Origin of the sequence: Dactylosporangium sp. NPDC051484 (assembly GCF_040689395.1) — a bacterium.
Lineage (GTDB): Bacteria > Actinomycetota > Actinomycetes > Mycobacteriales > Micromonosporaceae > Dactylosporangium.
Genome location: NZ_JBFAZX010000012.1, coordinates 150,437 through 172,104 on the forward strand (window position 1 = coordinate 150,437; position 21,668 = coordinate 172,104).

22 protein-coding genes are annotated in these 21,668 nt (G+C 73.0%); 9 read left to right on the plus strand and 13 right to left on the minus strand.

Features of this window, described 5'->3' with window-relative positions:
• The first annotated feature begins 17 nt into the window (after positions 1-17).
• Positions 18-911 (plus strand): Dyp-type peroxidase, encoded by an 894-nt coding sequence (locus AB0367_RS21450; RefSeq protein ID WP_366228118.1) that lies wholly within the window; start codon positions 18-20, stop codon positions 909-911.
• Here the strand turns inward: AB0367_RS21450 and AB0367_RS21455 are convergent.
• On the minus strand, positions 854-1,213 hold the full coding sequence (locus AB0367_RS21455; RefSeq protein ID WP_366228119.1) for a hypothetical protein: 360 nt from the start codon (positions 1,211-1,213) through the stop codon (positions 854-856). The two genes, AB0367_RS21450 and AB0367_RS21455, sit on opposite strands and share 58 nt — an antisense overlap.
• 10 nt (positions 1,214-1,223) lie before the next feature.
• The gene (locus AB0367_RS21460) at positions 1,224-2,195 is read right to left on the minus strand and encodes a helix-turn-helix domain-containing protein (RefSeq protein WP_366228120.1); all 972 of its coding nucleotides are present in this window, start codon (positions 2,193-2,195) and stop codon (positions 1,224-1,226) included.
• A 72-nt stretch (positions 2,196-2,267) separates the two neighbouring features.
• On the opposite strand from AB0367_RS21460, the gene AB0367_RS21465 reads away from it, so the two are divergent.
• Complete coding sequence (locus AB0367_RS21465; protein WP_366228121.1) at positions 2,268-2,693, plus strand: rhodanese-like domain-containing protein; 426 nt, start codon at positions 2,268-2,270, stop codon at positions 2,691-2,693.
• On the opposite strand, the gene AB0367_RS21470 is transcribed toward AB0367_RS21465, so the two are convergent.
• Complete coding sequence (locus AB0367_RS21470) at positions 2,690-3,649, minus strand: zinc-binding dehydrogenase (protein ID WP_366228122.1); 960 nt, start codon at positions 3,647-3,649, stop codon at positions 2,690-2,692. The genes AB0367_RS21465 and AB0367_RS21470 overlap by 4 nt on opposite strands.
• A gap of 111 nt (positions 3,650-3,760) precedes the next feature.
• On the opposite strand from AB0367_RS21470, the gene AB0367_RS21475 reads away from it, so the two are divergent.
• From AB0367_RS21475 to AB0367_RS21495, 5 genes are all read left to right on the plus strand, one after another.
• A complete protein-coding gene (locus AB0367_RS21475; RefSeq protein ID WP_366228185.1) occupies positions 3,761-4,204 on the plus strand; it encodes a (2Fe-2S)-binding protein in 444 nt (147 codons plus the stop codon).
• The gene (locus tag AB0367_RS21480; protein ID WP_366228123.1) at positions 4,201-5,178 is read left to right on the plus strand and encodes a xanthine dehydrogenase family protein subunit M; all 978 of its coding nucleotides are present in this window, start codon (positions 4,201-4,203) and stop codon (positions 5,176-5,178) included. Before AB0367_RS21475 ends, AB0367_RS21480 begins: the two co-directional genes overlap by 4 nt.
• Positions 5,175-7,265: a xanthine dehydrogenase family protein molybdopterin-binding subunit gene (locus tag AB0367_RS21485; protein WP_366228124.1), complete on the plus strand. Its 2,091-nt coding sequence runs from the start codon at positions 5,175-5,177 to the stop codon at positions 7,263-7,265. Before AB0367_RS21480 ends, AB0367_RS21485 begins: the two co-directional genes overlap by 4 nt.
• 88 nt (positions 7,266-7,353) lie before the next feature.
• On the plus strand, positions 7,354-7,572 hold the full coding sequence (locus AB0367_RS21490) for a hypothetical protein (RefSeq protein ID WP_366228125.1): 219 nt from the start codon (positions 7,354-7,356) through the stop codon (positions 7,570-7,572).
• Between the two features lie 64 nt (positions 7,573-7,636).
• Complete coding sequence (locus AB0367_RS21495) at positions 7,637-8,005, plus strand: hypothetical protein (protein ID WP_366228126.1); 369 nt, start codon at positions 7,637-7,639, stop codon at positions 8,003-8,005.
• 61 nt (positions 8,006-8,066) lie between these two features.
• Here AB0367_RS21495 and AB0367_RS21500 read toward each other — a convergent pair whose 3' ends face one another.
• The 10 genes from AB0367_RS21500 to AB0367_RS21545 all read right to left on the minus strand — a co-directional run bounded on the left by AB0367_RS21500 (position 8,067) and on the right by AB0367_RS21545 (position 15,404).
• A complete protein-coding gene (locus tag AB0367_RS21500; protein WP_366228186.1) occupies positions 8,067-8,693 on the minus strand; it encodes a maleylpyruvate isomerase N-terminal domain-containing protein in 627 nt (208 codons plus the stop codon).
• Between the two features lie 2 nt (positions 8,694-8,695).
• Positions 8,696-8,905, minus strand: a complete 210-nt coding sequence (locus AB0367_RS21505; RefSeq protein ID WP_366228127.1) for a hypothetical protein — start codon at positions 8,903-8,905, stop codon at positions 8,696-8,698.
• Entirely contained in the window at positions 8,902-9,900 is a 999-nt protein-coding gene (locus AB0367_RS21510) for an ATP-binding cassette domain-containing protein (protein WP_366228128.1), read from the minus strand. Before AB0367_RS21510 ends, AB0367_RS21505 begins: the two co-directional genes overlap by 4 nt.
• On the minus strand, positions 9,897-10,691 hold the full coding sequence (locus tag AB0367_RS21515; RefSeq protein ID WP_366228129.1) for an ABC-2 family transporter protein: 795 nt from the start codon (positions 10,689-10,691) through the stop codon (positions 9,897-9,899). The genes AB0367_RS21510 and AB0367_RS21515 overlap by 4 nt, the downstream gene beginning before the upstream one ends.
• Positions 10,684-11,460: an ABC-2 family transporter protein gene (locus tag AB0367_RS21520; RefSeq protein WP_366228130.1), complete on the minus strand. Its 777-nt coding sequence runs from the start codon at positions 11,458-11,460 to the stop codon at positions 10,684-10,686. The genes AB0367_RS21515 and AB0367_RS21520 overlap by 8 nt, the downstream gene beginning before the upstream one ends.
• 127 nt (positions 11,461-11,587) lie before the next feature.
• Positions 11,588-11,740 (minus strand): hypothetical protein, encoded by a 153-nt coding sequence (locus tag AB0367_RS21525; protein WP_366228131.1) that lies wholly within the window; start codon positions 11,738-11,740, stop codon positions 11,588-11,590.
• Positions 11,737-12,237, minus strand: a complete 501-nt coding sequence (locus AB0367_RS21530) for a hypothetical protein (protein WP_366228132.1) — start codon at positions 12,235-12,237, stop codon at positions 11,737-11,739. The genes AB0367_RS21525 and AB0367_RS21530 overlap by 4 nt, the downstream gene beginning before the upstream one ends.
• Entirely contained in the window at positions 12,234-12,560 is a 327-nt protein-coding gene (locus AB0367_RS21535) for a hypothetical protein (RefSeq protein WP_366228133.1), read from the minus strand. Before AB0367_RS21535 ends, AB0367_RS21530 begins: the two co-directional genes overlap by 4 nt.
• 31 nt (positions 12,561-12,591) lie before the next feature.
• On the minus strand, positions 12,592-14,055 hold the full coding sequence (locus AB0367_RS21540; protein ID WP_366228134.1) for a protein kinase: 1,464 nt from the start codon (positions 14,053-14,055) through the stop codon (positions 12,592-12,594).
• Between the two features lie 179 nt (positions 14,056-14,234).
• Entirely contained in the window at positions 14,235-15,404 is a 1,170-nt protein-coding gene (locus tag AB0367_RS21545) for a S8 family serine peptidase (RefSeq protein WP_366228135.1), read from the minus strand.
• A gap of 92 nt (positions 15,405-15,496) precedes the next feature.
• Between AB0367_RS21545 and AB0367_RS21550 the strand changes: the two genes are divergently transcribed.
• Together AB0367_RS21550 and AB0367_RS21555 are read left to right on the plus strand one after the other, a co-directional pair.
• Complete coding sequence (locus tag AB0367_RS21550) at positions 15,497-18,112, plus strand: CHAT domain-containing protein (RefSeq protein WP_366228136.1); 2,616 nt, start codon at positions 15,497-15,499, stop codon at positions 18,110-18,112.
• Positions 18,113-18,472: 360 nt separating this feature from the next.
• Complete coding sequence (locus AB0367_RS21555; RefSeq protein ID WP_366228137.1) at positions 18,473-21,667, plus strand: glycoside hydrolase family 3 C-terminal domain-containing protein; 3,195 nt, start codon at positions 18,473-18,475, stop codon at positions 21,665-21,667.
• The last annotated feature ends 1 nt before the right edge of the window (position 21,668 follow it).

The window sequence follows — 21,668 nt, forward strand, 5'->3', positions numbered from 1 at the left end:
CCGGATACGATCGCCGCATGGCACCGACTCCGCAGCCGGGCATCTTCGCCGCGGCGCTGGCCGAGCATGCGTATCTGGAGTTCGACCTGCGCCCGGGCGTGCCGCTGCGGGCCCTGATCGCGGCGCTGACGGCGGTCGGCGAGCCGATGCCGGCGACCGGCGCGATCAACGTGGTGATCGGGATTCGGCCGTCGCTGTGGGAGCCGGTCGTCGCCGCGGACTTCACCGAGGCGGTGGCCGGCCCGGACGGGTTCACGATGCCCGCCACGCAGCACGACGCGTGGTTGTGGCTGTCGGGCGCGGACCGCACCGCGCTGTTCGACTACACGCGCGCCGCGCTCGGCCTGCTCGAGCCCGTCGCGATCTGCGCCCGCGAGGTTTCCGGCTGGGTGTACCACCAGGACCGCGACCTCACCGGGTTCATCGACGGCACCGAGAACCCGCCACGCAGCCTCGCCCCGGCGGTCGCAGCCGCCGCGGACGGCCCGGGCGCGGGTTGCAGCGTGGTGCTGGTCCAGCAGTGGCGGCACGACTCGGCCGCCTTCGAGGCACTCAGCGTCGCGGAGCAGGAGCTCGTCATCGGCCGTACCAAGGCGGACTCCGTCGAGCTCGACGAGGAGCACCAGCCGCCGACGTCGCACGTGTCCCGCACGGTCGTGGAGGAGCACGGGGAGGAGTTGAAGATCTTCCGCCGCAACACCGCCTACGGCACGGTGCGCGACCACGGCACGATGTTCGTCGGTTTCTGCGCGACCCAGCATCCGCTGGCCGAGATGCTGCGCCGCATGGCCGGCGTCGGCGACGGCGTGCGCGACGCGCTGACCCGCTACACGGCGCCGCTCACCGGCGCGTACTACGTGATCCCGCCGGTCGAGGCGCTGGCACCGTTCGCCCCCGCCGCGCAGGACTGAGGGCGGGCGATCCATCGGATGGACATCGGGGCGTCGAGGGCGTCCACGGCGTCGAACGCGGCGATGACGCCCTCGGCCGCGGCGGCGCCGAGCGGGCCTGGCCGCCAGCGCTCCAGGGGCCACGCCTCGCCACGGGCCGCGGCGGCGAAGCCCAGGTGCTGCACGGTCATCTGGGCCAGCAGGTCAGCGAGGTTCCAGCCGGCGCACGGGGCGGGCAGGGCGAGGTCGGGCGGGCCGTGGAGCAGCTTGGCGCTGGTGCGGACGGCGATCGCGTCCGCCGCGCGGAAGTCGGCAAAGGCCATGGCCACCACGTTAGACCCGCGAACGGAAGGCCTGCCGATACGCCGAGGGCGAGGTGCGCATGGCGTTGGCGAAGTGGTGACGGTACGTCACCGGGGTCTCGAAACCGACCGTGGCGGCGATCTGCTCGATGGGGGTGTCGGTCGTCTCCAGCAGGGCCAGGCTGGCCTGCACGCGCTGGCGCAGCAGCCAGCGGATAGGGCTGGTGCTGGTGGCGCGCGTGAAGTGGCGCAGGTATGTGCGCGGCGACATGTGCGCCTGCCGCGCCAGGGCTGACAGGGTCAGCGGCTCGGACAGGTGAGCCAGCGCCCATGTCAGGCTCGCGGCGATGCGGTCGTCCGACGCGTCGGCGGGCATCGGCGCCTCGATGAACTGGGCCTGGCCGCCGTCGCGGTGCGGCTGAACGACGAGGCGGCGGGCCACGGCGTTGGCGATCGCGGCGCCGTGGTCGGTCCGCACGACGTGCAGGCACAGGTCCAGGCCCGCGGCGCTGCCGGCGCTGGTCCACACGTCGCCATCGGCCAGGTACAGCACGTCGGGGTCGAGCTCGACGCGGGGGAACCGGTCGCGGAACACGCTGGCGTAGCGCCAGTGTGTGGTGGCGCGGCGGCCGTCGAGGAGGCCCGCCGCGGCGAGCGCGAACGCGCCCGAGCAGATGGAGAGGATCCGCGCCCCCCGCTCGTGCGCGGCTCGCAGCGCGTCGAGGACGGCGGGCGGTGGGTCGGCGTGGACGCTCTCGACGCCGGGCACGATGACCGTGTCCGCGGCGGTCAGCTCGGCGAGGCCGCCGCCGGGGTGCAGGGTGGCGCCGCCGACCACCGGCACGGGGGCCGGGGTGGGTGCGCAGATGCTCAGCTCGTACCACGGGACGTCGAACTCCGGCCGCGGCAGCCCGAAGACCTCGGTGACGATCCCGGTCTCGAACAGCGACATGCCCCTGAATGCCAGGACCGAGACGGTGGGGCCGCCGATGTGTACACGCATGGCGAGATGTTAGCGAACGGCGTCGTTTTCGCCACTGTCCTGTGGTACCGCCGCGGAATCATGCTGCTGGGCATGACCAACGCCATCGAGCACTTCACCGCCCGCCTCGCCTTCGAGACCGACGTCAGCGACGTGCACGCGGCCATGACCGCCGACGCGGCGGGCCTCGTCATCGTCGACTCGCGCGGCGCGCAGGCCTGGGCGCAGGGGCACATCCCGGGCGCCGTGCACCTGCCCACGGCCGACATCGCCGTCCGCGCCGCGGAGCTGATCCCGGCCGGCTCCGAGGTCGTCACGTACTGCTGGGGCCCGGGCTGCAACGGCGCCACCCGCGCGGCGCTGGAGTTCGCCAAGCTCGGCTACCGGGTGCGTGAGATGCTCGGCGGCTACGAGTACTGGGTGCGCGAGGGCCTGGAGTTCGCCACGACGGCGGGCCCGCAGCGCCGGCCCGCCGACGAGCTCACCGCCCCGCGCCGAGCAGCGTCATGCGACTGTTAGCCCACCGCCAGTAAGGTCTTGCCGATCGCGGTGCGCTGCTCGATCGCCCGGTGCGCCTCGGCCGCCTCGGACAACCCGAAGACCTGCCCGACCAGTGGTGTGAGGCGTTTCTCGGCGACGGCGGTGAGGGCGCGGCCGAGGTACGCGCGGAAGCTCGCGGTGCGCAGCTGCAGCGCCGCGATGCCGGTGGCCGTGATCCCGCGCGCCCGCGCCACCTCGGGGTCGGGCGTGGTGAAGCCGCCCGCCGGTGTGCCGTGCCCGGAAAACCGGCCGCCGTCGTTAACCAGCGCGAACGCGGCGCGGCCGTAGTCGCCGCCGGCGCCGTCGAGCGCCACGTCGACCGGCTCGAGCGCGGCGGTCCAGTCCGGCGCCGAGTAGTCGACGACCTGGTCGGCGCCGAGCAGGCGCAGGCGCTCGAGCTTCGCCGCGCCCCGTGCCGCGGCGACCACCGTCGCGCCCTGCGCCCTGGCCAGCTGAACCAGGATCGCGCCCATGCCGCCGGCGGCCGCGGTCACCAGCACCCGGTCGCCGGGGCGCACCGGCACCACGTCGAGCAGGGCCAGCGCCGTCACGCCGTCGTGCAGCACGGCCGCGGCACCGGCCGCCTCGACGCCGTCGGGGATCGCCACCAGCACGTCGGCCGGCGCGAGGGCGCGGGTCGCGTAGCCGCCGCCGGCGTGGCCGGTGCGGGCCGCCACCCGCCTGCCGATCCACTGTGGAGCGACGCCACTGCCCACATCGGACACCGTGCCGGCGACGCCCACGCCCGGCCGGTACGGCAGCTCGACCGGGAAGACGTCGCCGCCGAACCCGGCCCGCACCATCGTCTCCAGCCACAACGTGTCGGCGACCGCCACGTCGATGACGACCTGCCCGGGCCCGGGGAACGGGTCGGGCGTGTCGACGGGTACCAGGACCTCCGGCCCGCCGAAGCGGGACACCTGTATCGCACGCATGTGACCACCCTCGGACCTCAAGCGCGGTTCATGTCAAGCGGGCGGGTTAAACGGCCGGGGCGGGGGCAGCACCGCGCCGTGGCTGACACACGAACCTCCAGCGACGTGACGATGCGCGTCAACGGGTATGCCCACCAGCTGCGCGTGGACAACCGCGCGACGCTGCTGGACGTGCTGCGCGAGCGGCTGAACCTGCCGGGCACGAAGAAGGGGTGTGACCACGGCCAGTGCGGCGCCTGCACGGTGCTGCTGGACGGCCGGCGGGTGGTGAGCTGCCTCATCCTCGCGGTCGCCACCGAGGACACGGAGGTGACCACCGTGGAGGGGCTCAGCGCCGGGCACGGCCTGCACCCGATCCAGGAGGCGTTCATCGAGCACGACGCGCTGCAGTGCGGCTTCTGCACGCCCGGCCAGATCTGCTCCGCGGCCGGGCTCACCCCGCAGGAGACCGCCTCCCTGGCCGACGTCCGGGAGGCGATGAGCGGCAACATCTGCCGCTGCGGGGCGTACGTGAACATCGCCGCCGCCGTCTACGAGGCGGCCTCGGCGTCATGAGGCCCTTCGTGTACGAACGACCGGGCGACGCCGAGGGCGCGCTGGCCACGATGGTCAAGCCCGGCGCGGTGTACCTGGCCGGGGGCACCAACCTCGTCGACCTCATGAAGCTCGGAGTGACCGTGCCCGACGTGCTGGTGGACCTGAGCCACCTGCCGTACCGCGACATCGAGGCGCTGCCGGGCGGCGGCCTGCACATCGGCGCGCTGGTGCCCAACAGCGACCTCGCCACGCACCCGGCGGTGCGCGCGGGCTACCCGGCCCTGTCGCAGGCCGTGCTCGCCGGCGCGTCCGGGCAGCTGCGCAACCGCGCGACCGTGGCCGGCAACCTGCTGCAGCGCACCCGCTGCCGGTACTTCCAGGACGTCACCAAGGCGTGCAACAAGCGCATCCCGGGCTCGGGCTGCGACGCGCGCGAGGGCGAGCACCGCGACCTCGCGATCCTGGGCGCGTCCCCGCAGTGCGTCGCGACCAACCCGTCGGACATGGCCGTGGCGCTGTCCATCATGGATGCCTCGGTGCAGTACATCGGCCCGCACGGCAGCGCCGCGATCAGCGTGCACGACCTCTTCCGCCGACCGGGCGAGCGGCCCGACCGCGACACCAACCTGCCCCACGGCGCGCTGATCACCGGGGTCGCACTGCCGCAGCTGCCCATGGCCGCGACGTCGGTCTACCGCAAGGTCCGCGACCGCGCGTCCTTCGCCTTCGCCGCCGGCTCGATCGCGGCCGCGGTGGACGTGCGCGAGGGCGTCGTGCACGACGCCCGCATCGCCTGGGGCGCCGCCGCCCACCTGCCGTGGCGCGCCTGGACCGCGGAGCGCGCGCTGCGCGGCGCACCGGCCACGGTGGACAGTTTCGCGCGAGCCGCCGATGAGGAACTGGCCGGCGCCCGGCCGCTGCGCGACAACGGCTACAAGGTGCCGCTGCTGCGCAACCTGACCGTCGAGGTGCTGCGGGAGTTGACCTCGTGACGACGCTGCGCACCGCCGCGAACGTCGGCACCGCCCAGCCGCGGCTGGAGGCGCGCGAGAAGGTCACCGGGCAGGCGCGGTACGCCATGGACCACCCCCTGCCGGGCGCCGTCCACGCCTGGCCGGTGCAGGCGGCGTTCGCCCGCGGGCGGGTGATCGACGTGGACACCACCCCCGCGCTCGCGATCGACGGGGTCCTCGCGGTGCTGTGGCACGGCAACGCGCCGCGCCTCGAGCCCGCCGCCGACCCGACCCTGCTCGTGCTGCAGTCGCCCGACGTCGCCTTCCACGGGCAGGTGGTCGCGCTGGTCGTGGCGAGGAGCCTGGAGAGCGCGCGGGAGGGCGCGGAGGCGGTCGTGGTGCGGGCGGAGATCCAGCCGGCGGACACCGTGCTGCGCGCCGACCATCCGGGCCTCTACGAGCCGGCGACCGTCAACGCCGGCTACGTCGGCCGGGTGGAGAAGGGCGACTTCGACGCCGGGTTCGCCGTCGCGCGGATACGCGTCGACGCGACGTACCGCACGCCGATCGAGCACCACAACCCGATGGAACCACATGCCACGACCGCGTTCTGGGAGCACGGGCGGCTCGTCGTGTTCGACGCGACGCAGTCCTCAACCACGGTACGCGACACCCTCGCCGCCCTCTTCGAGCTTCCGCCGCAGCTCGTGCGCGTGCGGAACGAGCACGTGGGCGGGGGCTTCGGCTCGAAGGGCGCGCCGCGGGTGAACGTGGTCCTCGCCGCGATGGCCGCCCGTATCGTGGGCCGGCCGGTCAAGCTCGCGCTCAGCCGGCAGATGCTGTTCTCGCTGGCCGGGTACCGCACCCCGACCATCCAGCGCGTCAGGCTCGGCGCCGACGGGAACGGTCGCCTGCTCGCCCTCGCCCACGATGCCATCTCGCAGACGTCGCGGCTCGTGGAGTTCACCGAGCAGAGCGCCGTCGTCAGCCGCGTCCTCTACAACCCGCCCGACCACGTCAGCACGCACCGCGTCGTCGCCCTCGACGTGCCGCCGCCGTCCTGGATGCGCGCCCCCGGCGAGTGCCCTGGCTCGTTCGCGCTCGAGTCGGCCATGGACGAGCTGGCCACCGCTGGCAACTGGGATCCCGTGCGGCTGCGCATCGACAACGACACCGCGAGCGAGGTCGAGGGCCTGCCGTTCAGCAGCCGGCACCTCGCCGAGTGCCTCCGGCGCGGCGCCGACCTGTTCGGCTGGGCCGGGCGCGACCCGCGACCCGCGGCCCGCCGCGAGGGACGCTGGCTCCTCGGTACCGGTGTGGCGTCGGCCTCCTTCCCGGCGATCACCTGGCCCTCGACCGCGACCGCGCGCGCCACCGCCGACGACCACTTCGAGGTCGCGGTCAACGCCGCGGACATCGGCACCGGCGCGCGCACGGTCGTGCGGCAGATCGCCGCCGACGCTCTCGGCCGCGACGCGCACTGCGTCGAGATCGCCGTCGGCGACAGCGCGATCGGACCGGCCCCGGTCGCGGGCGGCTCGATGGGCACGTCCTCGTGGGGCTGGGCCGTGACGAAGGCCTGCCGCCTTCTGCGCGAGCGCATCGAGCGCGACCACGGTGGCCGCGTCCCACCGGAGGGCGTCGCGGTCAGCGCCGACACGACCACCGACATCGCCGCCCGCGACGAGTACGCCCGGCACGCCTTCGGCGCCCAGTTCTGCGCGCTGCGCGTCGACCCGTCCACCGGCGAGGTCCGCCTCGACCGCATGCTGGGCGTCTTCGCGGCAGGCCGGATCATCAACCCGACCACGGCCCGCTCGCAGCTCCTCGGCGGGATGACGATGGGCGCGTCGATGGCGTTGATGGAGCAGACCGTCCTGGACCCGCGCAGCGGCGACTTCGTGACGTCGGACCTGGCGTCCTACCACGTCGCGGTGAACGCCGACATCCCGCGCATCGACGTGGAGTTCGTGCCGGAGGAGGACGCCCACCTGAACCCGATGGGCTCGAAGGGCATCGGCGAGCTCGGCATCGTCGGCGCCGCCGCCGCGGTCGCGAACGCCGTCCACCACGCGACGGGCATCCGCGTCAGATCCCTCCCGATCACGCCCTCCTCCTTACTCTAGATCAATTATGGCCCTATTTGGTTGCGCTGGTTGACCATATCTGTCATCATTGTCGCCGGTGGCTCGCGTACACGGGAGGAACGACGCGATGACTACGACCATCCCAATCCCACAACCTCGGCAGGCGCGTCTTGAGGGCGACTTCGACAACGAGGGGAACTGGTATCCCACACAGGAACAGTGGAACGCCGCCGTGCAGCAATCGCTGGACGAACTCGGCCTGACGTACGAACAATTGGCCTGCGAGGCAGCCGCGGGCGAGTTCCGGTCATACGAGGCCCGCAGCCTCTGGTTCCACATTGGCTAGGAGCCGATTCCAGCGAGCCTGCGCGGACTTCGCGACAGGACTCACACAACTGCTGAATTCGACCGTGACCGACGGCACGAGCATTCGCACCGTCAACACTCCAGACGACCGCACGCGGCTGGGCATCGACATCACACGCAGCGGTGCGCGCGGCCGCCTCGCGCGCCTTCGGACGACGCGCGGGATACACCTGTGGCTGGGCGTCGACGCCGAGCTTTTCGCGGACGAGGACGGCCACGCGACCGTGGAGAAGTCGACCTGGACCCTGGTCAGCGGCCAGCACGCCGAGACCGAGATGCTGCACTACGACTACGAGCGGGCCAAGGACGGCTATCCGGAGGCGCACTTCAACGCCATCCGCAGGCGGCCTGACAAGGCCGTCGAGGGGCTGCTTGATCTCGGCTACAAGCTCCAGGAGCCCGCTCTCGACTGAGCCGAACCGCACCGCGAGGCCCCACACGGTGCGGTGGCGGGGTCCGGTTCCGGTGCCGTGGTCAGGTGCGTTCGGGTAGCGGGCGGCTGTCCCAGCGCCATGATGTGCGGGCCGGGTGGCCGGGAAGCTCGCCGCGGCCCGTGGCCCACAGCAGGGTTGCCCAGGGGTCGGGGTGCGGTGGCAGGTCCGTGAAGAGGCGGTCGAGGACGGCCTGGCAGAGGTGGGGCGGGGGATTCCACGGGCGGTCCACCGTGTCGGCCACGTCCCAGGCGTGGACCAGGACCTCGATCACGCCCATCGCGGCGAAGCCCTCCGGGTCGCTGAGTCCATCCGGGTGCCAGCCGCGGCGGGTGGGTGGGGCCGCGTCGACCACAGCGGCGAGCATGGCGGCGCACGCCTCCAGTGCGCGCAGCAGGCCCAGGGTGCCGGCGGAACGTTCGACGAAGATCGTGCTCGACGGGCCGCCCGCGCGCATCTCGTGCCAGACGAACGGGAGGTAGGACTCCTGCGGGCTGTCGGATGAGGCGATCTGGGCGGCGTACGCGAACAGGTCGTCGGCCATGTGCTCGACCGTCTCCCAGCATGACCACGACAGGGTGCCGGCCGGGCGGTCCCAGCCGTCGTCGGGGACGTCGCCGAATGCCTGGCGCACCAGCGAGACGGCGGTGAGCACGTCGGTGCCGTTCATCGTCACGACGCCGACGCTAGCAGGGCGCGGCCGATCTCGTATGCGTCGATACACGATTCGCCGCGGTACGACGCGGCGGCCAGGCCGGTCAGGTGCGTGTCGGCGTTGACCGCGACGGTGGCGGCCAGGTGGCGGAACAGCGGGGCGTCGGACATCGAGTCGCCGTAGGCCACACGGCGGGCGTCCATGTCGAGCACGTGCGGCACCATCATGGCCGCGCTCCGTCTCGCCGCACCGGGAAAGCGGGTGGAGATGCGGCCAGGCCGCGGCCGGGAACTCCGGCCGACGTAGCCGCGCTGGGGGATTGGTACAGCTCGCGGACCACGGCCTCGATGTCGGGTTCCTCGACGGTGAGGTCGTGCACCTGCGCGGTCGCGGCGACGGCGGCCAGGATCGCGGCGACGGTGGTGCTGCCGGGGGCGAACGACAGGCGCTGGCGCAGGCCGCCGGCCTCGACGCCGACGAGCCTGGCGCCGGGGATCGCGTCGAGCGGGGCGGCCGGCTCGGTGAGGTCGAGCACGAGGGTGCGCTCGGCGCCGGCGTGCCGGGCGAGGCCGTCGAGGGTGCCGTCGTACGCGAGCCGGCCGTGGTCCACGAGCAGGATCCGCTCGGTGAGCCGACGCACGTCGCCCATGTCGTGCGTGGCCAGCAGCAGGCTGGTGCCGAACGCGGCGCGCTGCTCGACCAGGAACGCGCGCAGCCGCTCCTTGCTCAGCACATCCAGGCCGATCGTCGGCTCGTCGAGGATGAGCAGCTCCGGCGCGTGCAGCAGCGCGGCGGCGACCTCGCCGCGGATGCGCTGGCCCAGGGACAGCTGGCGCACCGGAGTGTCCAGAAAGGACCCCAGGTCGAGGCGCTCGGCGAGTTCGGCCAGCCGCGGGCGGTGGTCGATGCGGTGGATCGCGCCGAGCGCCCGGTAGGAGTCGCGCAGCGGCAGGTCCCACCACAGCTGGCTGCGCTGGCCGAAGACGACACCGATGCGCCTGGCCAGCCGGCGGCGCTGCCGCAGCGGCTCCAGGCCGCAGGTGCGCACGGTGCCGGAGGTGGGGCGCAGGATGCCGGTCAGCATCTTGATGGTGGTGGACTTGCCGGCGCCGTTCGCGCCGATGTAGCCGACCGCGGCGCCCCGTTCGACGCCGAACGTCAGGCCGTCGACCGCGGCGACTTTCTTGAAGTACCGCCGAAGCTGGGAAACCTCGATGATCATGAGCCCGTCCCGGTGTAATGGCGCAGGCCGGCCCGCCAGCCCAGCAGCGCGATCGCCCACGCCCCGGCGGCGGCCAGGGGCGTGCACCAGCCGATCCAGGGTGGCAGGCCGGGCGGCGGCGGGAGCCGCAGCAGGGTGAGGACCGGCAGGTAGGCCACGAACGACGCCGGGACCACGAACGTGAACAGCGTCCGCAACGGCCCGGGGTAGACGCTCGCCGGGAACTGCGCCGCGTACTGTCCACCGTAGACGAACGACGCGGTGACCTCGGCCCCGTCGACGAGCCAGAACTGCACGGCGGCCGCGGCCGTGAACAGCGCGGCGAAGATGGCCGATCCACACAGGACGGTCAGCGCCACCAGCCCCGCGGCCGCCGGGGTCCAGCGGATCCCGATCCCGGCCAGGACCGCCGTGGCAAGGACGGATCCGGCGACGGTACGGCCCAGCCGGCGCAACGACAGCTCAGCGCCGATCAGCTGGGGCAGCACCGGGAGCGGGCGCAGCAGGAAGGCGTCGAACGCCCCGCTGCGCAGGTAGCCGGGCAGCGCGTCGAGGTGGCCGAAGAACAGGTCGGCGAGGCTCATCGAGACGTGGCCGAGCGCGAAGACCAGTAGCGCCGCCCGCAGCGTCAGCCCGCCCAGCGCTGGGACGTTCGCGAACACCACGTACAGCTCGCACACGCCGGTGACGGTCGCCCCGACGCTGGCGAACACCTCGATGACGAACGATCCGCGGTAGGCCGTCTGCGCGCGTACGTGCATGCGGGCCAGCACGAGGTAGGGCTCAACCACCCTGGATCACCAGCCGCCGCGCGCCGAGCGCGAACCCGGCGCGGCCCGCGCCGAGCAGCCCGGCGAGCCAGAGCGCCTGCACCACAAGGGTCTGTGAACCCGACCGTCCCATGAGGACGTCCGTCGGCGCCTGCATCATCGACGGGAACGGCGTGGCGGCGGCGATCGCGGCCAGCCACCCGGGGAACCAGTGCACCGGCACGACGAGTCCACACAGGACGCCGCTGACCACGAGGTACAACGTCATCGGCCCGCGCAGGTCCAGCAGCCAGAACGCGCTGAGGTTCACCAGCCACCGGCAGGCGAACGACAGGGCGGTGGCGAGCGCGACGCTGGCCAGACCCAGTGCGTAGGGCGCCGGCGTGTGCGGCAGCGCGAGACCGGTGACGAGCGCGCCGACCACCAGTGGCGGCAGGCCGCGCGGCAGCAGCGCGAACGTGGCCCGGCCCAGGTCGGCGGCGAGGTAGGCGAGCATCGGATCGGCCGGGCGGGCCAGGTCGATCGCGATGTCGCCGGTGCGCACGCGCTGCGCCAGCTCGCTCCAGCCGAACAGCTGCACCGGGCCGATGAGCGCCTGGCCCAGCCAGACGTAGGTGGCGGCGGTGGCCCGGTCGTAGCCGGCGAGCGCGCCGCCGGCGGTGCCGACGACGGCGATCAGCACCGCGGAGCGGATCAGCCCGAAGACGCAGTTGGTGAAGGCACCGGCGAGCGCCGCCGTCCGGTACGCCGACCAGCGGCGGAACCCCAGCGCGAACAGGGTCGGCCACATGTGCAACTCCTGCCGGGCGGGTGCGGGTGGACGGGTCACGATACCCACACGGCGGGTGATCCGGCCGCCGATTAACTCGCCAGCGGGGGCGCCGCCGGTCCCGGCCGCCGACGTCAGCGCCGCGATGTCAGTGCCGCGACGTCACGCCGATGACGAGCACCAGTGAGAGCCGATCGCCGGCCACGAAGGCGATCGCCCCGCAGGGAGAAGCCTCCGGCGGCGGCTGCGCACGCGGCGGCGTGTCGCCCGGCCCGCCTGGTGAGCCGGTCGGCTCCGTCATCCGTGCCTGCTCGGGAGCGGCGGCTTGAACGTGATCGTGGGCACCTTCGGTGTGCTCGGGTGCGCGGCTGGCGTCGTCGGCTGGGTGGTCACCGGCTTCGTGGTCTTCGTCGGCTTCACCGTTGTCGTCGGGTCGCCCGGCTCGCCGAGATCGGAGGGCGCCATCGACGGCGACGGCGACGAAGCCGACGGCTCCGGCTCCGGCGATTCGGTCGGCGACGGTTGCTCCGCGGCCGAGCTCGCGACCGGCGACTCCGGGGTGGCCGTGGACGGGGTGTCGACGGCGCCGCCGGTGCTCAGCGCGGCGACGACGAGGCCGATGATGAACAACAATGCGAGCCCGCCGCCCGCGACCCGGATCTTCGTCCTGCGGTCCATCGGGCCGGGCGCGGCGTCGTCCTCGTCCGGCTCGGGGCGATCGGGCAGCCGGATCTCGCCGGTGTACTCGCCGTAGATGAACCCGGGCAGTCCATCACGCGTGGCGTCGTCGTCGTTCATACACCCGCCTTCAAGCCAGTGCGCTCGACGGTGAACCTCGGGTATCCCGCGGTGAAGTGGGTCGGCTCGATCGTCTCGACCCGGTGGCCGACCGTGCGCCGCGGGCGATCCCTGCCGATCTGGACGTGCGGCGCGCCGCCGCCCGTGCGCGACCCGTTACGGATCGGCCACATCCGGACCGCGCCGGGCCGCCCGTCGCTGCCCTGGAGCTGGATCTTGACGTTGATCGCAGCGCCGGTGCTGACGCTGATCGTGCGGTTCATCGCCGCCCGAACCCCTGCCGGGCGGTCGGGGCCGCTGACGAGGCACCGGTCGCGTGACACGCAGGAATCCTAAACGAACGCGAAGGGCTTTCTAGGACCTGGTGCAGTCGTTGGTGACGGTCGCCGTGGCGCTCGCGGTGCTCGGGCTGGTCACGTTCAGGGTGAACGTGTACGTGTTCCTGCGGGTGTTGTCGATCCGGACACGGTACGTCGTGGTGTACGTGCCGTCGGTCACGGTCACGGTGCGGGTGTCGTGCCCGGTCGCCACGTAGGTGACCCTGGTGCCCGGCTGGTTGGTCCTGATGGTCACGGTGACCTCGACCTCCAGGCCGGTGAGGGTGCAGGGCCCGGTGTAGGTCGCCGGGTCGGTCTCGATGCCCGCCGAGAGGATCGCGGCCCTGGGCGGCACGGTGGTCGTCCTCGGCTTCGCCGGCCGGGTCGTGGTCGCGGGCACCCTCCTGGTCGACGGGGAGGCGTTCGGGCTCACCGGGTTCGTCGCGGTCGCGGTCGGGCTCGGCTGATCCGGGGAAGCGGTTGGGGTCGGGCTCGGGGACGGGTTCGTGGCGACCTGGGCCGCCTGCGGCGTGGCGTCGCCGCCGCGCCCGAGGGTGCCGATGCCGATGAGGAAGGCCAGTACACCGATGCCGACCAGGGCGGCGACCTTCAGCTCGGGGGATCGCTTGCGTTTCGTCGTCCCGGGTCCTGATTCGGGCTCGGCGTGGTTCGTCGCGGTGGTCGTCGTGTCCGTCGGGCTCGCCCATTGCTGCCGCGCATCGAGGGCGGGGGTCGGTGAGGGTGGCTCCTGCGGTACCGGATCCGGATCTCGGCCTGCCGCCACGGACAGCGCGGCGCGGGCGGCCGCGACCGACGGCCTGGCCAGCGGATCCCTGGCCAGGAGCGCCGTCACGGCGGCGCCAAGCGCGGTGTCACTCTCCGTGCCGGACGGATCGCGGCCCGTGGTGGCGAACGCCAGGGTCGCGCCCAGGGAGAACAGGTCGGCGGCGGGGCCACCCTCGCCGGACCGGCGGCGCTCGGGAGCCACGTAGGCGGGGTCGCCCAGCGGCACGCCGTCACCGAGCGTCGCGGCCACGGCGAAATCGGTGAGGAGGGCGGGGCCTTCGGGGCATACCAGGACGTTGGCCGGCTTCACGTCGCCGTGCACGATCCCGGCCTCGTGCGCGGCCCGCAGCGCGTCGAGCACGGCCAGGCCGATCTCGGCGGCCTCGGCGGGGGAGAGCGGGCCCTCCGCGCGAACGCGCTCGTCGAGGGATCGGGCATCGACGAGGTCCATGACGATCCAGGGGCGGCCGTCATCGATCACGACCTCGTGCACGGTGACGATGGCGGGGTGCTCAAGCCGCGCCGCGTCGGCGGCCGCGCGGGTCGCCCGGTCGGCGAGCGCGACACGCTCCGGTTCGGTCAGCGCCGCGGGGAGGCGCACCTCCTTGATCGCCACCATCCGCTGCAGGTGCAGGTCGCGGGCCCGCCATACGATGCCCATGCCGCCCGCGCCGATCGCGTAGTCGAGCCGGTACCGGTCCACCAGCGTCCTCAAGATCCGACCCCGCCCACAGCCGATGAAAAGGACATCCCAGCATGCCTGCGGCCGATCAGGCGGTCGGTCGAACGGACGGTTCACGCTGCCGTACAGGTCTCGCGGGGTGGGGATGGACGAGGAGCCGCCGGGCGCCGCGGGGGTTCTGCTGACCTCCGCGGCGCCTCAGGGCTATCGGGTCAGCGCAGCGACGGGAAGCCGCCCAGCGGCTGCTGGCCCGCCTCGGCACGGACCTGTTCCGCCGCGGCCGCCACCGAACCGGCCGCGGCCACGCGCTCGACCAGCGCCGCCACCACCTTCGGGGTGGCGAAGCTCGTCCCGCTCCAGGCCGCCCAACCCGACGCGAAGTTCGGGTGGTGGATGAACGTGCTGACGATGTCCTCGCCGGGGGCCACCAGGCTCACCCACGGGCCCCGGTTGCTCCAGGTGCACACGTCGTTACCGTCGTGGGCGGCCACCGCGAGGACCTGCTGGGCCCACGGGCTGCGGCTGGACGAGAACGCCGCCGGCCAGAACGGGCGATCCTGAACTCCATCGTTGCCCGCCGCGGCCACCACGACCCGGCCGGTGCCGGAGAGGAACGTGGAGAGGGCCGCGGAGAGGATCGCGGGCGGCTGGTCGCCGATGGAGAAGCCGCCCAGCGACAGGTTGAGCACGTCGACGTCGGTGAGCGACGTGATCGCGGCGGCCAGGTCGGCCTCCGTGCAGACGCCGAAGGTGTCCAGGATCTTGACGATGCGGACCTGCGCGGCGTCCGTGTGCTGGACGACCACGCCGGCGATGAAGTTGGCGTGGCCGACGTCCGAGTCGAGTTCGCCGTCGTTGTCGCCGTCGAGGACGGTCTCCTGGTTCTCGGCGGTCGCGGTGTAGCAGCCGACCGGCAGCGGGCTGTCGGTCCACACCCCGGTGTCCATGACGACCACTCGCACGGAGGACGCGCCCGTGGCCGACGGGGCAAGCTTGGCCGGCGGGGCGTCGGACGGGACCGGCGGGCCGAACGGGCCGCCGTGCTCGTGCGGCGTTGACACGAAGACGTGGTTGGGGCCGACCACCGCGCCCGGCAACTGCTCGCGCAGCCGACGAACGGCGGCGCTGACGTCCAGGCCGCGGGTCTTGAGCCGGCGCAGGCCGGCGTGTGGCTCGTCCTCGGTGATCTCGCTCGCCCGGTGGCCGAGGCCGCTGAGGGTCCGGTGCGCGATGCCGGCGCCGCGGTCGGAGACCAGGATCTCGTCGGCGACGAACCGCACCGGCCGGCCGGACTGTACTTCGGTGCGCAACCACGGCAGATTGGACAGGCGCGCGGTGCGTGCCTGCTCCCACCGCCGAAGACGATCATTCGGTACGGACATGACTGCTCCCCCCTGATCAACAATGAGGCCGGTGACATGAGTCGCGTTCCCGACCCCGTGATACACATCCGAGCTTTTGGCAGGATGCAACCATGACGGCAGCGTCCGTGCTCCCCGCCGCCGACGAAGATCTTGCGCAGCGGCTGCTACCGATTGTCATGGCCGACCCCGGCAAGGCCAAGCATCTCGCCGAGGCGGCGTTGCGCGACGCGCGGCACGACGGCGACCCGGGCCGGGAGGCGGTGGCGCTGCGCGCGCTGGGCCTGGTCGCCCGGGCCCGCCACGACGCGGCCGGGGCGGCGGAGCACCTGCGCGCCTCGATGAGCGTGGCCCGCCGGCACGGGCTGCGGGTGCACGAGGCCGAGGCCCGGATGAGCCACGCGCTGATCCTCGACGACCTCGGGCGGCCGGGTGCGGCGCTCAAGGAGATCGACCGCGCGGTCGCGGAGCTGCACGGTCCCCGGCGGGCCCGGGCCACGATGCAGCGGGCGCTGATCCTGCGCCGGCTCGGCTTCGACCACCAGGCGATGCAGTTGTACGGCGGGGCACTGCGCGCCTTTCGCAACTCGGGCGATCAGGTCTGGGAGGCCCGGACCCTGACCAACCGGGGTGTACTGCACGGGTATCGCGGAAACCTCAAACAGGCGGAGAACGACCTGCGTGCGGCCCAGGCGCTCTACAACCGGCTCGGCATGGCCACCGCCGCGGCGCAGGTCGAGCACAACCTCGGCTTCGTCGCGGCGCAGGCGGGCGACGTGCCGACCGCGCTCGCCCGCTACGACCGGGCCCACGACCGGCTCTGGAGCACCGGCGTCGACGCGGTCAGCCTGCTCGACCGGGCCGACCTGCTGCTGTCGGTGCGGCTGCTGCCCGAGGCGCACGCCGCCATCCGGGCCGCGATCGACGCCTGCACCGACGGCCACCTCGACTCGGTGCTCGGCCAGGCGCACCTGATGCTCGCCCGGCACGGCCTGGCCGCCGGCGAGCCGGACCAGTCGAAGGAGGCGGCGGCGGCCGCGCGGCGGGTCTTCCAGCGGCAGGGGCGCACCGTATGGAGCGCCCGCGCCCGGGTCGCCGAGCTCGCCGGGGTCGTCGCGCTCGGCAAGGCCAACCGCGGCACGCTGCGCGAGCTGCGCTCGGTCGCCGCGCACCTGCTCGAGGCCGGCTGGCTGCAGCCCGGCTGGGACGCGCTGCTCGATGCCGCGCAGCTGGCCGTCGACCTCGGCGAGCTCTCCACCGCCCGGGAACTGCTGACCGAGGCGGGCGGGGCGGCCAAGCTCGGACCGGCGCCGCTGCGGGTGCGCTGGTGGCACATCCGGGCCCGGGCGGAGGTCGCCTCCGGCGCCGTCGCCGAGTCGGTCCGCGCGGCCACGTCCGGCCTGCGCCAGGCCGACGCCTACCGGGCCAGTCTCGGCGCCACCGAGCTGCGGGTGCGCGGCAGCGCGGAGACGGCGGCCCTGGCGGGACTGCGGCTGCGGCTCGCCCTTGTGCACGGCGGCCCCGCCTCCGCCTTGGCCTGGGCCCAGCGGTGCCGCGCCGCAGCCCTGTCGCTGCCGCCGACGCATCCGTCGACCGACCCGGTCGTGGGCCGGCACCTCACCGAGCTGCGGCGGATCAATGGTGAGCTGGCCGCGGCGCCGACCGGACCGCAGCGCACCAGCCGCCTGCTGCGCCGGCAGCGCGTCCTGGAGGCAGAGATCCGTCGCCGCTCGTGGCGGGCGCCCGGTTCCTCGCCCAACGCTGTTGAGTTGTCGATCCCCGCACTCGCCACGGCGCTGGGGGAGCGGGTGCTCGTCGAGCTGCTGGCCATCGACGGGCGCCTGCATGCCCTGGTCGTGCGTGGGCGCAAGGTCACGCATCGCATCGTCGGCGATATCGACGCGGTGCGAGCTGAGCTGGAGTCGCTGAGGTTTGCCCTGCGCAACCAGGTGCTCGGGCACGCCGCCGGCGGCGAGCGACTCGAACGGCGCGCCGAGATGCTCGACCGGCTCCTGCTGGACCCGCTCGCCGACCTCATCGGCGACGGACCGCTGGTCCTGGTGCCGACCGGCGCCCTCCACGCGCTGCCGTGGGGAATGCTACCGCGGCTGCGAGGACGCTCGCTGACTGTTGCACCCTCGGCGACGATCTGGTTGCGTTGCGCTACATCCTCCACTGTGGACGGCGAGCTCGTGCTGGTCGGGGCGCCCTCGGCCGAGCAGGCCGCCGACGAGGTCCGCGAGATCGCCGCCGACCGGCCCGGCGCCGTCGTCCTCGCCGGCGACCAGGCGCGGGTGGCGCCCACCCTGACCGCGCTCGACGGCGCCTCGATCGGGCACATCGCCTCGCACGGCGAGTTCCGCGTCGACAACCCGCTCTTCTCGTTCCTGCTGCTCGCCGACGGGCAGCTCACGGTGTACGACCTGACCGCGCTGCGCCGGCCGCCCGCCCTTCTGGTGCTGTCCGGCTGCGACACCGGGCTCGCCGCCGTGCATCCCGGCGACGAACTGATGGGGCTGGTCGCGGCACTGCTCAACATGGGCACCGCGACCGTGATCGCCTCGACCGGGCCGGTCGACGACGGCGCGACCCGGCACCTCATGCGCGCCTTCTACGGCCACCTCGCCACCGGGCTCGGGCCGGCCGCGGCGCTCGCCACCGCGCAGGCGTCCGCCGATCCGCGCGACCACGCGAGCACGGACAGTTTCGTCTGCTTCGGCGCAGGGTGATCGCCACCCGGAATTGTCGGACCCCGGCCCTACCATTTCGCCCATGCCCCGACGCCGCGCCCGCCTTCCGCGCACCGACCCCGGTGGTGCTGTTGGCGCGCTCGATATCGCGCGTGGCTGCGGCGGTGGCGTTGCCGACTGGTCGCTCGGCGGTGCTGCCGGAAGCCGTTGGAATCGGCCGCTGACGCGCCGCCGCGCTGCCCGGATTGTGGGACGCCCGCGCCGGGGATGGGCTGATTCGGAGAGCGCTCTCCTGATTGATTCCTTTCACTCCCTTGACAGTTGGCCACCCTCAGGGGAACTCTGCAGAGAGCGCTCTCTCGCTCGAAGGGCGCTTGTCCTCTCCGCCAAGAGGTCTTCATGCTCGCTGTCCTGAGACGCCGCGGCCGTATCGGAAAACTGGTGCCGCTCACCGTGGCGGCGCTCGTCGCAAGCTATCTCGTCGGCACCACGATCACCGCCTCCGCCGCGACGCAGCTGCTGTCGCAAGGCAAGCCGGTCACCGCGTCGTCCACCGAGAACGCGGGCACGCCGGCCGCGAGCGCGGTCGACGGGGACGCGGGCACGCGGTGGTCGAGCGCGTTCTCCGACCCGCAGTGGATTCAGGTGGACCTGGGGGCCGGCGCCACGATCAGCCAGGTGGTGCTGCAGTGGGAGACGGCGTATGCGATCGGCTTCCAGATCCAGGTCTCCGCGGACGCCGCCGCCTGGACCACGATCTACAGCACCACGACCGGCACCGGCGGCACCCAGACGCTCAACGTGAGCGGCACCGGCCGGTATGTGCGCATGTATGGCACCGCGCGGGCCACGCAGTTCGGGTATTCGCTGTGGGAGTTCCAGGTGTACGGCGAGACGGGGGCCGGCACGTGCGGCACCGCGAACGCCGCGCTGAACCGCACCGCGACGGCCTCGTCGAGCGAGAACGCGGGCACGCCGGCCGCGAGCGCGGTCGACGGGAACACGGGCACGCGGTGGTCGAGCGCGTTCTCCGACCCGCAGTGGCTTCAGGTCGACCTGGGCGCGAGCGCGCAGGTCTGCCAGGTGGTGCTGCAGTGGGAGACGGCATACGCGACGGCCTTCCAAGTCCAGCTGTCCGCCGACGGCACGAACTGGACCAACGCGTATTCGACGACGAGCGGCACGGGCGGCACCCAGACGATCAACGTGAGCGGCAGCGCGCGGTATGTGCGGATGAACGGTACGGCGCGGGCCACGCAGTTCGGGTACTCGCTGTGGGAGTTCGAGGTGCACGTGATCGGGACGGTGCCGACGACCACCCCGCCCACGACGACACCGCCGGCCGGGTGCCCGTGGGTCGGGTCGGCGGCGCCGATCGCGACGCGGGTCAGCCAGCTGCTGAGCCGGATGACGACGGACCAGAAGATCTCGATCCTGCACGGCAACGGGGCCGCGTCGCCGTACATCGGAAACCTGACCGGTATCCCCTCGCTGTGCATTCCGGACCTGGGCTTGCAGGACGGACCCGGCGGCGTCGGCGACGGCATGGGCGGCGTCACCCAGATGCCGTCCGCGGTGACCTCGGCGGCGACGTTCGACCCGGCGCTGCAGGAGCAGTACGGCGCGGCGATCGGCGCCGAGTTCGCCGGCAAGGGCGCGAACGTGGCGCTCGGCCCGACGCTGAACATCGTGCGGGACCCGCGCTGGGGCCGGGCGTTCGAGACGTTCAGCGAGGACCCGTACCTGACGAGCCAGATGACCGTGGCCGACGTCCGCGGCATCCAGAGCCAGGGCGTGATGGCGCAGGCCAAGCACGCCGCCGTGTACAACCAGGAGACCAACCGCAACGGACCGGCCGACAACGCCATCGTCGACACCCGCACCCTGCAGGAGATCTACCTGCCGGGCTTCCAGGCGGCGGTGACGCGGGGCGCGACGGCGTCGATCATGTGCGGGTACTCGACGGTCAACGGCACGTATGACTGCGACCACCCGTATCTGCTCAACACCGCCCTATACCAGCAGGCCGGCTTCGGCGGGTTCGTCACCTCGGACTGGGGCGCGGCGCACTCGACCGTGCCGGCCGCGAACAACGGCATGACGATGGAGATGCCCGGCGGGTACTTCTACGCAGACTTCCTGCGCCAGGCCGTCGCGGGCGGCCAGGTCAGCGCGGCGCAGCTGGACCTGATGGTGACCCGCGTGCTGACGCCGATGTTCGCGTTCGGGCTGTTCGACAAGCCGAAGACGGGCTCGCCGACGGCCAGTGTGAGCACGGCCGCGCACGTCGACGTCGCGCGGCGCGGCGCCGAGGAGGGCACGGTCCTGCTGAAGAACAACGGGATCCTGCCGCTGTCGACCGCGACCACCCGCTCGATCGCCGTGCTCGGCGTCGACGGCGGCGCGGGCGTGCAGAGCGTCGGCGGCGGCAGCGCCACCGCCACCAGCTCGGGCACGGTCTGGCCGCTGACCGGCATCCAGAACCGCGTCGCGGGGACGGGCACGACGGTGACGTACAACGACGGCACCAACCTGACGAACGCGGTCAACCTCGCCCGCAGTTCCGACGTGGCGATCGTGTTCGCCAGCAACAACTACGGCAACGAGGGCTCCGACCAGACCACGATCGACCTGCCGGGCACCCAGAACCAGCTCATCAGCCAGGTCGCGGCGGCCAACCCGAAGACCATCGTGGTGCTGCACACCAACTCCGCGACCACCATGCCGTGGCTGGACCAGGTCGCGGGCGTCTTCGAGGGCTTCTACGCCGGTCAGCAGGTCGGCACGGGGACGGCGGCGCTGCTCTTCGGCGACGCCAACCCGTCGGGCAAGCTGCCGGTCAGCTTCCCGAAGAGCCTCGCCGACGTGCCGGCCCACACCGCGGCGCAGTGGCCCGGGGCGAACAACCAGGTGCAGTACTCCGAGGGCCTGAAGGTCGGCTACCGGTGGTACGACAGCCAGAACATCGCGCCGCTGTTCCCGTTCGGCTACGGCCTGTCGTACACCACGTTCGGGTTCTCCAACCTGCAGGTCGGGGCGCTGAACAACGGCCGGGCCACGGTGAGCGCGACCGTCACCAACACCGGTGGCCGGGCCGGCACCGAGGTGGTCCAGTTGTACGTCGGGGCGCCGGCCGCCGTCGGCGAGCCCCCGCGGTCGCTGAAGGGCTTCCAGCGGGTGACGCTGAACGCGGGCGCGTCGACGACCGTCACGTTCACGCTCACGCAGCAGGACCTGGCGTACTGGAACACCACGAGCAACGCGTGGACGACCGCTTCCGGCACGTACCAGATCTCGATCGGCAACTCCTCGCGGAACCTGCCGCTGACCGGGAACCTGGCCGTGACCGCGGCGACGGTGCCGTCGAACCTGCTGCCCAACCCCTACGGGATGAGCAGCCCGGTCGGCAAGCCGGTCTCGTGGGCCTTCGGCGCGGCCGGCGCCACGTACACGGCGACCGGCCTGCCCGCCGGTCTGTCGATCAGCGCGGCGGGCGTCATCTCGGGCACGGCCACCGCGGCCGGCACCAGCACCGTGACCGTCACCGCGAGCACCGGGGCGAGCGCCACCTTCGTGTGGACGGCGACCCCATAGA

Coding starts and splice junctions, on each gene's coding strand:
- AB0367_RS21450 (WP_366228118.1), top strand. CDS start 18: ATGGCACCGACTCCGCAGCCGGGCATCTTCGCCGCGGCGCTGGCCGAG.
- AB0367_RS21455 (WP_366228119.1), bottom strand. CDS start 1,213: ATGGCCTTTGCCGACTTCCGCGCGGCGGACGCGATCGCCGTCCGCACC.
- AB0367_RS21460 (WP_366228120.1), bottom strand. CDS start 2,195: ATGCGTGTACACATCGGCGGCCCCACCGTCTCGGTCCTGGCATTCAGG.
- AB0367_RS21465 (WP_366228121.1), top strand. CDS start 2,268: ATGACCAACGCCATCGAGCACTTCACCGCCCGCCTCGCCTTCGAGACC.
- AB0367_RS21470 (WP_366228122.1), bottom strand. CDS start 3,649: ATGCGTGCGATACAGGTGTCCCGCTTCGGCGGGCCGGAGGTCCTGGTA.
- AB0367_RS21475 (WP_366228185.1), top strand. CDS start 3,761: ATGCGCGTCAACGGGTATGCCCACCAGCTGCGCGTGGACAACCGCGCG.
- AB0367_RS21480 (WP_366228123.1), top strand. CDS start 4,201: ATGAGGCCCTTCGTGTACGAACGACCGGGCGACGCCGAGGGCGCGCTG.
- AB0367_RS21490 (WP_366228125.1), top strand. CDS start 7,354: ATGACTACGACCATCCCAATCCCACAACCTCGGCAGGCGCGTCTTGAG.
- AB0367_RS21500 (WP_366228186.1), bottom strand. CDS start 8,693: ATGAACGGCACCGACGTGCTCACCGCCGTCTCGCTGGTGCGCCAGGCA.
- AB0367_RS21505 (WP_366228127.1), bottom strand. CDS start 8,905: ATGATGGTGCCGCACGTGCTCGACATGGACGCCCGCCGTGTGGCCTAC.
- AB0367_RS21510 (WP_366228128.1), bottom strand. CDS start 9,900: ATGATCATCGAGGTTTCCCAGCTTCGGCGGTACTTCAAGAAAGTCGCC.
- AB0367_RS21520 (WP_366228130.1), bottom strand. CDS start 11,460: ATGTGGCCGACCCTGTTCGCGCTGGGGTTCCGCCGCTGGTCGGCGTAC.
- AB0367_RS21525 (WP_366228131.1), bottom strand. CDS start 11,740: ATGACGGAGCCGACCGGCTCACCAGGCGGGCCGGGCGACACGCCGCCG.
- AB0367_RS21530 (WP_366228132.1), bottom strand. CDS start 12,237: ATGAACGACGACGACGCCACGCGTGATGGACTGCCCGGGTTCATCTAC.
- AB0367_RS21545 (WP_366228135.1), bottom strand. CDS start 15,404: ATGTCCGTACCGAATGATCGTCTTCGGCGGTGGGAGCAGGCACGCACC.
- AB0367_RS21550 (WP_366228136.1), top strand. CDS start 15,497: ATGACGGCAGCGTCCGTGCTCCCCGCCGCCGACGAAGATCTTGCGCAG.
- AB0367_RS21555 (WP_366228137.1), top strand. CDS start 18,473: ATGCTCGCTGTCCTGAGACGCCGCGGCCGTATCGGAAAACTGGTGCCG.